The organism is Acinetobacter sp. P8-3-8 (assembly GCF_000214135.1).
Taxonomy (GTDB): domain Bacteria; phylum Pseudomonadota; class Gammaproteobacteria; order Pseudomonadales; family Moraxellaceae; genus Acinetobacter.
In genome coordinates, this window is record NZ_AFIE01000069.1 from 1 (window position 1) to 12,334 (window position 12,334).

At 37.1% G+C, this 12,334-nt stretch carries 10 protein-coding genes and 4 tRNA genes; 6 read left to right on the forward strand and 8 right to left on the reverse strand.

The genetic code is table 11. The annotated features are described in order from the left end of the window. Nucleotides 1–67: 67 nt before the first annotated feature. The 5 genes from GGG_RS0117020 to GGG_RS0117040 all read left to right on the forward strand — a co-directional run bounded on the left by GGG_RS0117020 (nucleotide 68) and on the right by GGG_RS0117040 (nucleotide 5,277). Entirely contained in the window at nucleotides 68–448 is a 381-nt protein-coding gene (locus tag GGG_RS0117020) for a hypothetical protein (RefSeq protein ID WP_010117031.1), read from the forward strand. Nucleotides 449–770: 322 nt separating this feature from the next. Next, nucleotides 771–1,982 (forward strand): 2-octaprenyl-6-methoxyphenyl hydroxylase, encoded by a 1,212-nt coding sequence (gene ubiH / locus GGG_RS0117025; protein WP_010117032.1) that lies wholly within the window; start codon nucleotides 771–773, stop codon nucleotides 1,980–1,982. After that, nucleotides 1,979–3,229 carry an FAD-dependent monooxygenase gene (locus GGG_RS0117030; protein WP_010117033.1) on the forward strand — a complete coding sequence of 417 codons (1,251 nt, stop codon included), beginning with the start codon at nucleotides 1,979–1,981 and terminating at the stop codon, nucleotides 3,227–3,229. The genes ubiH and GGG_RS0117030 overlap by 4 nt, the downstream gene beginning before the upstream one ends. A gap of 167 nt (nucleotides 3,230–3,396) precedes the next feature. Continuing rightward, nucleotides 3,397–3,648: a hypothetical protein gene (locus tag GGG_RS0117035; RefSeq protein ID WP_010117034.1), complete on the forward strand. Its 252-nt coding sequence runs from the start codon at nucleotides 3,397–3,399 to the stop codon at nucleotides 3,646–3,648. Between the two features lie 372 nt (nucleotides 3,649–4,020). Continuing rightward, the gene (locus tag GGG_RS0117040; RefSeq protein WP_029574666.1) at nucleotides 4,021–5,277 is read left to right on the forward strand and encodes a putative solute-binding protein; all 1,257 of its coding nucleotides are present in this window, start codon (nucleotides 4,021–4,023) and stop codon (nucleotides 5,275–5,277) included. A gap of 247 nt (nucleotides 5,278–5,524) precedes the next feature. Here the strand turns inward: GGG_RS0117040 and GGG_RS0117045 are convergent. The 8 genes from GGG_RS0117045 to pyrC form a co-directional block, all read right to left on the reverse strand. After that, a tRNA-Glu gene (locus GGG_RS0117045) sits at nucleotides 5,525–5,600 on the reverse strand. A 43-nt stretch (nucleotides 5,601–5,643) separates the two neighbouring features. Then, a tRNA-Glu gene (locus GGG_RS0117050) sits at nucleotides 5,644–5,719 on the reverse strand. A gap of 137 nt (nucleotides 5,720–5,856) precedes the next feature. Further along, the gene (locus GGG_RS0117055; protein ID WP_010117037.1) at nucleotides 5,857–6,753 is read right to left on the reverse strand and encodes a hypothetical protein; all 897 of its coding nucleotides are present in this window, start codon (nucleotides 6,751–6,753) and stop codon (nucleotides 5,857–5,859) included. Between the two features lie 127 nt (nucleotides 6,754–6,880). Next, on the reverse strand, nucleotides 6,881–8,302 hold the full coding sequence (locus GGG_RS0117060; protein WP_010117038.1) for an amino acid permease: 1,422 nt from the start codon (nucleotides 8,300–8,302) through the stop codon (nucleotides 6,881–6,883). A gap of 107 nt (nucleotides 8,303–8,409) precedes the next feature. Beyond that, nucleotides 8,410–8,485, reverse strand: a tRNA-Glu gene (locus GGG_RS0117065). A 373-nt stretch (nucleotides 8,486–8,858) separates the two neighbouring features. Beyond that, nucleotides 8,859–8,934: transfer RNA gene (locus GGG_RS0117070), tRNA-Glu, on the reverse strand. 20 nt (nucleotides 8,935–8,954) lie between these two features. Then, on the reverse strand, nucleotides 8,955–9,614 hold the full coding sequence (gene rnt, locus GGG_RS0117075; protein WP_010117039.1) for a ribonuclease T: 660 nt from the start codon (nucleotides 9,612–9,614) through the stop codon (nucleotides 8,955–8,957). Further along, a complete protein-coding gene (gene pyrC, locus GGG_RS0117080; RefSeq protein ID WP_010117040.1) occupies nucleotides 9,599–10,633 on the reverse strand; it encodes a dihydroorotase in 1,035 nt (344 codons plus the stop codon). Before pyrC ends, rnt begins: the two co-directional genes overlap by 16 nt. A 621-nt stretch (nucleotides 10,634–11,254) precedes the next feature. Between pyrC and GGG_RS0117085 the strand changes: the two genes are divergently transcribed. Then, complete coding sequence (locus GGG_RS0117085) at nucleotides 11,255–12,286, forward strand: L,D-transpeptidase (protein ID WP_010117041.1); 1,032 nt, start codon at nucleotides 11,255–11,257, stop codon at nucleotides 12,284–12,286. The last annotated feature ends 48 nt before the right edge of the window (nucleotides 12,287–12,334 follow it).

A 12,334-nucleotide genomic window follows, 5' to 3' on the forward strand; every position in this document is an offset into this window, starting at 1 on the left:
TTAAAATTGGAAGTTAAACAAAATATATTTATAATCAAACTAAAATGTTAAGTAAGAATTAAAAAAAATGATACAAGATGACTTAAAAAAGCATTCACAAGCAATATGGGTACATTTCTATAAAAATCGTATGGAGCTTATGGCACTAGATGGTACGGTTAAAGCAATAGAAATCCTTAAAATTCCTTATCACCATCCAAGAATGATTTTGGCAGATTTTGAGAGTGCAACGACAACTTTAAAAGAGCTGATGAAGCATCATTCAAAAGGTTTCTTCTTTTTTAAATATACAGCTCCCATAGCCTTTGTTCAAATCATGGAACCTATTGAAGATTATCTAGCAAAAATTGAAATACGTTGTTTTAAAGAGTTATTTTTTAATGCTGGTGCACGCCAAGTAAAACTTTATAATCTTGTTGGAAATTCTTTGGAAATGGATAATGACTGATCTGTATAACCATTTTACTGAATTTGCATTAAATTTCTTATATATGAAACAAATGTTCCAGCTATTATTTAAATAGCTACTTAAGCTAATGATATTTTTAATATTTAAATTTTTATTGATTATTTCATAATTTGGTTTATTGAAACTGTACAAAAACTATAGATGTGAAGCATGTATGGTGGACTAACAACGTAGCGATTCAGTACAAATAAAACAACAATGTTCTATTTCAATATAAAAATAGCTTACCTTGATGTAATATAAAATCAATCAAGATTATAAGTATTCAGGTTGCTGAATCGCATATAGAAAGGATCAAAGCATGCAACAAGAAGTCATCATCGTAGGCGGTGGTATGGTTGGGCTGAGTTTGGCACTGATGTTGGCGAAATCAAACATCGCAGTCAAACTTTTAGAAGCTATAAAATATCCGAATTATGATGATGCAAACATTGCGCCATACCATTCCAGTTTTGATGCACGAAATACTGCATTGTCACGTCGTACCGTACAAATTTACCAAAAACTAGGACTTTGGGAGGCATTACAAGAACATGCCACACCTATTCTTGAAGTACATATTACAGAACAAGGTAGTTTTGGTAAGGCACGATTGGTTGCAGAGCAAGAAAAAGTCGAAAGCTTTGGACAAGTGATTGAAAATGCATGGTTAGGGCGTGTGTTATTGACACAAGTTCGCCAACAGCCTTTGATTGAATTGATTGATGGTGTGCAAGTGAGTTCACTACAACAAGATGGTGAATATGTTTACCTTGACGCGAAACAAGGAGATCAAAATACATACTCACTCAAGTCAAAGTTGGTGATTGCTGCTGATGGTCGTGATTCATTCTGTCGTCAAGCATTGGGTGTCGGTGTAGATGTACATGATTATGATCAAGTGGCGATTGTAACGGCAGTACAAACATCCAAGCCACATCATCAAGTTGGATTTGAGCGTTTTAGTCATTTAGGCCCATTGGCATTATTGCCTTTGCCTGGGGAATACCGTCGTTCAGTGGTATGGCCTGTGAAAAAAGGCACAGAAGGCGAATGGTTAGGTGAGGAAAATGATCAACATTTCTTAGATGCTTTGCAAAAAACCTATGGCGATCGTGCTGGAAAATTCCAAAAAACAGGTAAGCGTTTTAGTTTTCCATTGTCACAAGTTCTAGCCGACAAACAAGCGGTTGGTCGTGTGATTTTGATGGGTAATGCAGCACACACCATTCATCCCGTTGCGGGACAAGGCTTCAACTTATGTATGCGTGATGCTGATGTATTGATGCGCTTTATTCAAGAGCAAATTGCCAAATCAGTAGATATTGGTGAACCTGAAATGTTGAAAGCATATGAGCAGTCACGTCTTGCAGATCAGAAACGTGTAATTAAGTTTTGTGATTCTGTAGTGCGTGGTTTTAGTAATCAAAATCCAGTGCTTAAATTGTTGCGTAACACAGGTTTAGTGGCTTTTGATGTGATACCAGGAATTAAGCCTTTGGTTGCCAATTATGCAATGGGATTAAAAGCATGAACCAAGTGAATCAGTCTGTAGAGGTATTAGACGTTGTCATTATTGGTGGCGGTTTAGTCGGTGGATTAACGGCTTTGTTATTGGCACAAGGTGGCGTGCAAGCAACGGTTTTAGATGCTGCGCCTATTCTCGATGCTGAAAAGACTTTAGCTGTTGTTAATCCACGTGTACTCGCACTGAGCCAAGCCACAATTCATCTTTTAAAAACAGTGAATGTTTGGGATAAAATTGCCCGCCAAATGCCTTATACAGGGATGCAGGTGTGGAATAAAAATGGTTATGGTGAAATCAATTTCGGTCATGCATCTGAAAAATTTCCAACAGCAGAACAAAGTTTAGGTTCGATGGTTGAACCAAGTTTGCTTAATCTTGTCATTCAGCAACAAATGTTAGATCAATTGCAAGATTATCGAACTCAAGTCAAAGTGACTCGTGTTGAACGTGGTGTAGGCTGTTGGATCATCCAACTTGCGGATGGAACGCAACTTAAGACTAAACTTTTAATCGGTGCAGATGGCGCAAACTCTTTTGTACGTGAGCAAGCATTTATTGACCTAGATATTTTAGATTATAAGCAAGCGGGTTTAACTTGTGCAATTCGAACTACACAATCCCATCAATACGTTGCTCGTCAAATTTTCCATCCTACAGGCCCTTTGGCTTTTTTACCTATGGCAAGTTTAAACGTAGAACAGGCTGAACAATGGCTTTCAATTGTTTGGACGTTGCCAGATGATTATGCAGATGAATATGCTGCACTTGATGATGAAGCTTTTTGTCAGCTTTTGACTAGAGAAAGCCATCACATGCTTGGTGAAGTCTTGGAAGCAACGCCACGAGCTAAGTTTCCATTGAAAGCCCGTGCAGCACAGCGTTATGTGAAAGATGGTCTGGCTTTAATTGGTGATGCTGCACATGTGATTCACCCATTGGCAGGGCAAGGTGTCAATATTGGGTGTTTAGATGCGGCTATTTTATGTGATGTGCTATTACATGACTTAAAACGTGGTGTTTGGGCGCATGAGCAAACCTTGAAACGTTATGAACATCAGCGTAAAGGTCAAAATGATGCAATGATGCACAGCATGTCTGCAATTGGTTTTCTTGAAAGTGCTGAAATATTTCCAATCGTTTGGGCGAGAAATTTTGGTTTGAAGCAGGTAGAAAAGCAGCCATTTTTAAAAGATCAGTTTATGGCACAAGCGAATGGATTAGCGACTTTAAAGTCGACACGGTATGCTGTTTAAATTGATACTTTTTAAGCAAACATAGTCATTTTTTACGAATTTGATTAGAAAAAGTACATTTTTTTTGCATAACCCTCTAGTCGAAACGAAAAGAGCTTGCTACATTTCACGGTATAACATCACCATTTTAGAATGGTAAATTGACGTCATTGATGGGGAGTTTCAAGATGACAGATTCTAATGATTATGATGATAATACTGAAGATCTTGCTGTAGATGATGATGAAGCGAAAGCTGCCGAGAAAGGCGCTGCTGCAAGTGACTCAACAGTTTCTGATTCAGATCTAGCTGAAGCAGAAACATTAACGGTGACTGCGAAAAAAAGACAGCGTGAGGCACTCGAAGATGAGGTCGCAGCTTTCTTAGCTCGTGGTGGTAAAATTACCGAAGTTCCACCTGATGAAAGTGCAAAAGATTGATTTTAAAAGCATCACACAGGTGGTGCTTTTTATTTTTTGATCGAAAAAGCTTTAAACAGACCAAATAAACATGAGAAAGCTGATTCAAAATGATTTTTGGTTGTTCAAGCTTTTATTGCTCAATATTTTTCAAATCAGTTTAAATCAAATGAGTTTTAGATAAACGGTCAACAAGAAGGCTTTTTTATCTATTTGAAATAATTATATAAAAAAATTTAAAAGAGCGTAAAGTATAAAAAATGTCTTTGGTGACAAATGTTGGATTTTATCCAGTCAATTCTTAATCAAGATACTTCTATTAGGCTGATAAAATCTACTGGAGTGGATACGCTAATCGTTATGGATAAACAAGAAAATCAACAGGATGGGGCTATGCAATATTCAATCAAACGATATTGGAAAATAATAAAGCAAACACAACCACAACTTGTTAAAGCACTTTCAATTATTGCTTTATCTGCTGTTGTGCCCTTAACACATGCTGCACCTGCACAAAAACTTGATTTAACCTTATCGGAACATTCAAAAGCAAAAATTAAGAAGTTAATGAATGATCCTAAAATTTGGCAGCAAATACCAAAACAAGTGACCCTATGTGTTTATTCGCCCGATGGTGCAAATGGCGAGGCATTTGAGCAGGCAACAAGTTATATCAGTGAATTGCCTCGGGTTTCACAAATCGCCAAAGATTTTGGGGTGGACATGAAAATTACACGTCCAACCAAATTAACTATGCGTATTGATTTAAATTATCCAAAATTAAAGAAAACCGCCACGACTGACATTAACCTTCGTGTTTATACCGATGAGCGAGTATTAACGGAAGATTTCCGTAGTAAAAGATGTGATGGAGCAGGGATCAGTAATTTACGAGCACGTCAATTTAATCCATTTGTAGGTAGTATTGATGCACTGGGTGCAGTACAAAGCTATAAGCAATTAATTACAGTGATTCAGCTATTAGCTCGCCCTGAATATGATAATAAAATGGTCAATAAAGATTACGAAGTTGTCGGCATTGTGCCATTGGGTGCGGCTTATATTATTGTTAATGATCGTCGTATTGATACCATTGCAAAAGCTGCGGGTAAAAAAGTGGCGGTAATGAGTTTTGATGGTACACAAAGAAAACTGGTTCAAAATGTAGGTGCTCAACCTGTTTCAGTCGATTTACTGACTGTGGGTGGAAAATTTAATAATAAAGAAGTCGATATCATGGCTGGGCCTGCATTGTTATTTAAACCACTCGAATTGCATAAAGGAATGACAGATCGAAATGGTAATGTGGTTGGAGGAATTATTAAATTTCCTTTGATACAGGTGACAGGCACACTGATTATGCATCGTAATAAGTTTCCAGTGGGAATGGGATCGATTGCACGTGAAATGATTTCTAAACAATTGACGCCTGCATTCCAATTCGTTGATAAGATTGAGCGAGAAGTTCCAGACAAATATTGGATGGAAATGCGAGAAGCGGATAAACCAGGTTATATTAAAATTATGCGAGAAGCACGTATTCAGATGACCAAAGAAGGTTATTATGATCCTGCAATGATGAAAATATTAAAGAAGATCAGATGTAGCCAAAATCCGAGTAATTATGAATGTTCATTAACAGATGAATAATCGATATTGATCATACATTGGCAACGCTAATCAATTCACAAAAAGCCAAAATTCAATATGATGAATTTTGGCTTTGCTTTATATTCTTAATTGCTCTGATTGAATTTTGAAATGTATTGAAAATAGAAAATGAGTGACCAAGACGATATTAAAAGATTAAAAATTTGACATAAAAAAACCTGAGTCATGATGCTCAGGTTTTTTATAAGAACTTTCACTGATTTTTACAATGATGCATTCTTGAATGTGGCGACCCTACGGGGATTCGAACCCCGGTTACCGCCGTGAAAGGGCGATGTCCTAGGCCTCTAGACGATAGGGTCAATAGATTGAGGCAACCAACTGAAAACTAAACCATTAAATTAATGGCGACCCTACGGGGATTCGAACCCCGGTTACCGCCGTGAAAGGGCGATGTCCTAGGCCTCTAGACGATAGGGTCGTTTCAGAGGTGGGCGTATATTAGGTCGAATATGGAAAAGTGTCAAATCTTTTTCCGCAATAAAAAGTGAAATTACGTTTGAATGTATAAAAACAAAGCAAAAACAAGGAATTTGAATAAAAACAACTCAAATTATTCTAATCAGGTTTTAAAATCGGTTCTAAAATATTTTGTATGACATCGGGATGTTGTAAATAACCGACAATTTCATGTGGTGTACTAATAAACGTTGAGATGGCGATATTAATAATTTTAGGTTGAAAATCAAAAGGGGAATTAACGAGTGGGAAGGTTGTTAAAAAATCTTCAGATGAGTAAAAATTAAGCCATTCTCCATGCAAACTAGTCGGTCGTTCAATCGGTTGTAACAATTTGGTTTGGATCACTTTAAATGCTAAAGGACAACCCAGCGTGATAAAGCGTTGAATGCTGTATTTAGATTTAAGCTGTTGTAAAAGATTAAATGCAATCACCGTACCTAAAGAATGAGCCACAATAATGTGTTCTTCATCATCTTCAAGGCTAACTAAAATTCGTTGATGTACTTCTTCCATAAAGTCAGAATTGGCCAAATAGAAATAGGTTTCTATCAAAAATTTATGAATCAAACTTTCATGTAGTTTCGGGAATTTATTCAATAGGTAAGCAAATTCTTTGAGTGTCTTATCTTTAATTAATTGTGAGAGCAAGTACAAATGTGTTGAAAATCTCAAACTTTGGTTTGCTCTTAAAAAAGGAAGTTGTGGAATTTCTGTAGTAGATTGAATATTTAAAGGCGTTGTTTTTTGAATACCTTTGTGGTCGTGGTATTCCAAAAGCGACTTTGGTAAAAAATGACCTAAATCGAAAGAATTACTCATTTGATGTTTGAGAATTAAATCTGCGTAGAAGGGTAATGCGATCTTCAACTCAGTTGTCGTGACATTGAGATGAACTTCATCAATCCCTTGTTGGAAAATATCTAACCAATGTTGTTTGAGTGAATCTGCATCATACTTTTGCTGATTCATGCCGTGCACAAAAATAATTTTCATCGTCGTTCTTATAGATTTTTATATTGTTGATTCTAATTTAAAGAATTCAAAAAACTTTTTCTATTGTGGAATGTAAAAAGATGTAGCGTGGTGCTACATCTTTTATTTAATTCAACACTTAAAGCGTTTAATTTTTAGATTTATACAATGTTGCATAGCTGATATAGCAGGCAGCAATAAAGATTAAACAACTGACAAAGCCAGCACGCATTTCAGGGTCAAACACCATGCTGATTCCTGTAATTAAACAGAATACAAAACCTAAAATCGGCACGATCGGGAACAGTGGTGCGGCAAAAGCCAATTCAGATTTAGTATGGCCTTGTTTGTACCATTGACGTCTAAAATTAAATTGGCTTAAGCAAATACTCATCCATACCACAACCATGGTAAATGCTGCTACGCCAAGCAAATTTTTGAAAATGGTTTCAGGAGCAAACTGTTCAGAAAGCAATCCTGGTAATGCACCAAACATGGTGACAATAATCGCAACATAGGGAATTCCACGTGCATTGAGCTTAGAAAATACCGCAGGGAGTTGTTTCTTCGCAGATAAAGACCACATCATACGTGAAGCAGCAAATAGACCAGAATTGGCAGCGGATAACAATGCTGTGATGATCACGAAACGAATAATGTCTTCTGCATAAGGAATACCAATGTGATCAAATACGGTCACAAATGGGCTACTACTTACACCCTCACCACCTAGTCCTGCCAACTGATGTGGAAGTAAAGCACTGATCACAATGATTGTGCCTACAAAGAAGATCAATAAGCGCCAAATCGCAGTATTAATTGCTTTAGGAACGTTTTTAGCAGGATCTTGGGTTTCACCAGCAGCTACACCAATTAACTCAGTCCCTGAAAAGGCAAAGTTCACAATCAGCATGGTCGCGAAAATAGGGAATAAACCTTGAGGGAACCAACCATTCGCAGTTAAGTTGCTAAATAGCGGTGCAGATTCATAACCTTGGTAATTCAACACACCAAAAATTGCCAATAAACCGAGCAAGATGAAGATAATAACTGTGATCACTTTTACCAAGGAGAGCCAGAATTCTGATTCTGCAAACCATTTGGTTGAGCTCATATTTAAGCCAAACACGATTGCTGCAAAAATAATGGTCCATAACCACATGGAAATGTGTGGGAACCATTCCTGCATTAACAATGCAGCGGCAGTAAACTCTGTACCTAAAGTCGCAGACCACGTCAGCCAATATAGCCAAGTCACGGTATAACCTGTTGCGGGGCCGATATATTTTTGAGCGTAGCTACCAAATGAGCCAGACTCTGGCATATGTACTGCGAGTTCACCTAAGCAAAGCATCACCATATAAGCGATGATACCGCCGAGGATATAAGAAATAATGGCACCAATTGGGCCAGTTTGTGCTATGACCTCACCAGAACCTAAGAAAAGTCCGGTTCCAATTGCACCACCTAGTGAGATCATCACCAGGTGTCGAGTACTCATCGCACGTTTTAACGGTGCTGAGTTTGAAGTAGAGTGCATAGCATCATGCTCTGATTGAGATGAAGACATAGTTGAAATGTTGTAACAAATGAAGCGAGCTATTGTAGTGAAAATAATAAATAGATCAATGCGGAATTGATGAATAATGTCATTATAATTATAGAAGAAATAGAATATGGCGACCCTACGGGGATTCGAACCCCGGTTACCGCCGTGAAAGGGCGATGTCCTAGGCCTCTAGACGATAGGGTCGTACTGAGGTGATGCGTATATTAATGATAAATGACAATTTTGTCAAAAAAAATTACTAAAAATAGGTGCGTATGTTGAATATCTAAACGAATCGTGAATATGAATATTTAAGAGTTTTATTTTCGTGTAGATAAAGTTTGTATGCGCAGTTATTGATTGATAATTTACGTGATTCATTATTGGCGTATTACAACAGCCAATTCTGAAAATTCAATTGATCTTGTGTATTGGAAAATGAATAAATCAAATGGATAAAATTAGCGCAATGAAGATGCTAAAGAAATAGAATATTTAGATTGTATTCAAACGAAATGTATAGATCTGATTTAAAATTAAAAGCATTAATTTTAATAAAAGAGAGTATTTCAATAGATGGCGACCCTACGGGGATTCGAACCCCGGTTACCGCCGTGAAAGGGCGATGTCCTAGGCCTCTAGACGATAGGGTCGTTTAGAAGATGGCGCTATCTTATTGATCCGCCATCAAAGTGTCAAGTAAGTGAGGAGCGAGTTTGTTCAAAATATAGCAAAACAGTTCAGCTGTTTTTTGAGTATCGTATAAAGCAGAGTGTGCTTCTTTACCATCGAACTCAATTCCAGCTTGAATACATGATTTTGCCAATACGGTTTGACCAAACATGACTGCACTTAAAGTCACTGTATCAAAAACTGAAAAGCTATGAAACGGATTTTGATTTTTAGTTCCAGTACGTGCAATTGCTGCTTTAACGAAACCTAAATCAAAATGTGCATTGTGCCCAACCAATACTGCATGAGTACAATGTTGTTGCTTACGGACATCATTCACTGCTTTAAACATACGTTTAAGTGCAGTTTTTTCGTCTTCGGCCATTGCAACACGCATTGGGTTAAACGGATCTATCCCGATAAAATCGAGCGAACGGCGATCTAGATTTGCACCTTCAAAAGGGTTGATATGTGCATGGTGTGCTTCACCGGGAACAAATTTTCCTTCAGCATCATAAATAATAGGGATGCACGCTATTTCTAGCAATGCATCTGTATCTGCATTAAAACCTGCAGTTTCGACATCGACGACGACGGGTAAAAAACCACGGAAGCGTTGTCCAATTACAGGTTGTGTTTCAGTTGTCACACCTTTCTCCAATGGATGGTTTTTCCTGCATAAAGCGGAATAATGTCTTCACCATCCAGATAATCTAAACTTTCAGGAATGACCTGATCTTCTTTGACAAGAGTAATCGTATTGGTATTGCGAGGCAAGCCATAGAAGTCTGCACCAAAGTGGCTGGCAAAACCTTCTAAGCGTTCGAGTTTACCCACTTGATCAAATGCTTGCGCATAGAGTTCAATTGCTGTAGGCGCACTATAGCAGCCTGCGCAACCACATGCATTTTCTTTGGCATTTTTAGAGTGTGGTGCACTGTCTGTACCAAGGAAAAATTTCGGGCTGCCACTGGTTGCTACTTCTAATAAGGTCTGTTGATGTGTTTGACGCTTTAAAATAGGCAAGCAATAGAAATGCGGTTTAATCCCACCTACGAGCATATCATTACGATTAAATAATAAATGTTGTGGTGTGATGGTCGCTGCAACATTACGATCATGCTCAAGAACAAAATGAGCAGCTTCGCTGGTCGTAATATGTTCTAAAACCAATTTAAGCTTAGGAAATTGCTTTAATAATGGTGACAATATTTCATCAAGGAAGCGTTTTTCACGATCAAAAATATCAACATGGTTATGAGTCACTTCACCATGTAATAATAATGGAACTTGATGTTCTTCAAGTTGTTCAATGACTGCATAAACTTTGCGAATGTCACTGACACCATTGTCAGAATTGGTCGTTGCACCAGCAGGGTAGAGCTTAATTGCATTGACATGCTCAGATGCTTTAATTTTAAGAATTTCACTTGGTGCTGTATGGTCAGTAAAATAAAGCACCATACGCGGGTCGAAATTCACACCTTCAGGCACATGCGCCATGATACGATCACGATAAGCATTCGCTTCTTCAACTGTTTTCACAGGTGGAACGAGATTCGGCATACAAATCGCACGAGCAAATTGATTGGCTAAATCAGGTACTGTACGTTTTAAAGCGAGACCATCACGTAGGTGGGCATGCCAGTCATCCGGCTGAAGTAAGGTAATCGTATTCAAGGCAATTCTTACTAAAAAAATAAAGTAGATGATAATCGATAAAGACTAAAAATGATAACAACTATTTCAAATCAAATAAGTAAAATTAACTGATGAAAATGAATGGGAAGCTTAAAATATGTTCAATATATTCATATTGTTGTCACACATTTATGCTGTTTGGTAAATAAAAAGATTATGCAATTCGTTGTAATTCAGTAGTTAATGATTCATCAATACTGTTTAGGTAAAAAATCATTTTTTATTCACGATAAAAATAAGCAAATTTAGGCATTATTTAGACTGTGTACTATTGCTTATTATTGTAAAAAAAAGATAATACATTCATATAAATTAATTTTATTCAAAACAATAAACGGTTGACTAAATTTCTTATATAACTATTTAAAAAATCTAAATTTTATTTTAGAAATAAATTTCAGATTTGATTTTTACCTGCTCCGTTATTAATAAAAATTATACGGGCTTGTAGTGAGTTAGTGATTAAGAGTTCAGTTTATTTTTTGAAAGAATACTGATTTAAAATATTTGGCATAACCTACATGTCTATGATGTGTCTGTTATATAAGGTTTATTTAAGAACATAAATAAACGATAACATCGATGTACTTGAGAATTTTTATGGCTAAGTTACTGCCAAACATTATCTGTGTCATGTGTTTGGTCACATTGAATATTCAATCTCAAATTTTTGCAAAACAGCAAGCGAAAACGACTGAGGACAATCATTCAATTCCATCTAATACCAAACAAAACTGGTCTTTGGACAGTTTGAATCAGTCAAATTGGTCGGAAAATATAGGCAGAGGACAATTTCCAGTCTACGCACGTGCTCAAGTGATGCTCAATAATTCACATGCATCGCCTGGTCCAATTGATGCTAAAAGTGGTAAAAATTTTCTCAAAGCCATTTCAGCCTATCAGCAAATACAAGGTTTACCTATTACAGGCGAACTCACCAAACAAACTTGGGACAGTTTGCTGAAAAATCAAAAAGCAGCAGCATTTGGCACGTATACCATTACAGCAGCAGATATCAAAGGCCCTTATGTCAAATCAATTCCACGTAACTATGCACTTCAAGCAAAGATGCGAGGTTTATATTTCACCCGTACCACAGAAATGTTAGGTGAAAAGTTTCATATAGATGAAGATTTTTTACGACAAATAAATCCCAAAGCGAGTTTTAAAAAAGTAGGTGAAACGATTACAGTGCCAATCGTTCGTAACGACTTACCTGAAAATGTCGCGCTAATCATTGCACATAAACCTGCACGTCAGCTTTATTTGTTTAACGCTTCAAATCATTTGATCGCATCATTTCCTGCGACGATTGGTGGTTCAGGGACACCGTCACCTGAAGGCACACATAAAGTGATTAAAGTCGCTCCGAATCCTGTTTACGGTTATAACCCAAAGAATTTTGTGCAAGGTGGGAATCGTAAGAAATTAGCTTTACCTCCAGGCCCGAATGGCCCTGTCGGAAATATGTGGATTGCTTTGAGTAAACCGACTTTTGGTATTCATGGTACACCGAATCCATCATTAATTTCTAAAACGGCTTCACATGGTTGTATTCGTTTAACCAATTGGGATGCCAATGATTTGGGACGTAAAGTTCAAATCGGCACTGTGGTTAAGTTTTTAGATTAATTTAGATAGAAAATGAAACTGATCCAAACAAGGATTAGTTTTAAATTT

Coding starts and splice junctions, on each gene's coding strand:
- GGG_RS0117060 (WP_010117038.1), bottom strand. CDS start 8,302: ATGTCTTCATCTCAATCAGAGCATGATGCTATGCACTCTACTTCAAAC.
- GGG_RS0117055 (WP_010117037.1), bottom strand. CDS start 6,753: ATGAAAATTATTTTTGTGCACGGCATGAATCAGCAAAAGTATGATGCA.
- GGG_RS0117030 (WP_010117033.1), top strand. CDS start 1,979: ATGAACCAAGTGAATCAGTCTGTAGAGGTATTAGACGTTGTCATTATT.
- GGG_RS0117020 (WP_010117031.1), top strand. CDS start 68: ATGATACAAGATGACTTAAAAAAGCATTCACAAGCAATATGGGTACAT.
- GGG_RS0117085 (WP_010117041.1), top strand. CDS start 11,255: ATGGCTAAGTTACTGCCAAACATTATCTGTGTCATGTGTTTGGTCACA.
- GGG_RS0117040 (WP_029574666.1), top strand. CDS start 4,021: ATGCAATATTCAATCAAACGATATTGGAAAATAATAAAGCAAACACAA.
- ubiH (WP_010117032.1), top strand. CDS start 771: ATGCAACAAGAAGTCATCATCGTAGGCGGTGGTATGGTTGGGCTGAGT.
- GGG_RS0117035 (WP_010117034.1), top strand. CDS start 3,397: ATGACAGATTCTAATGATTATGATGATAATACTGAAGATCTTGCTGTA.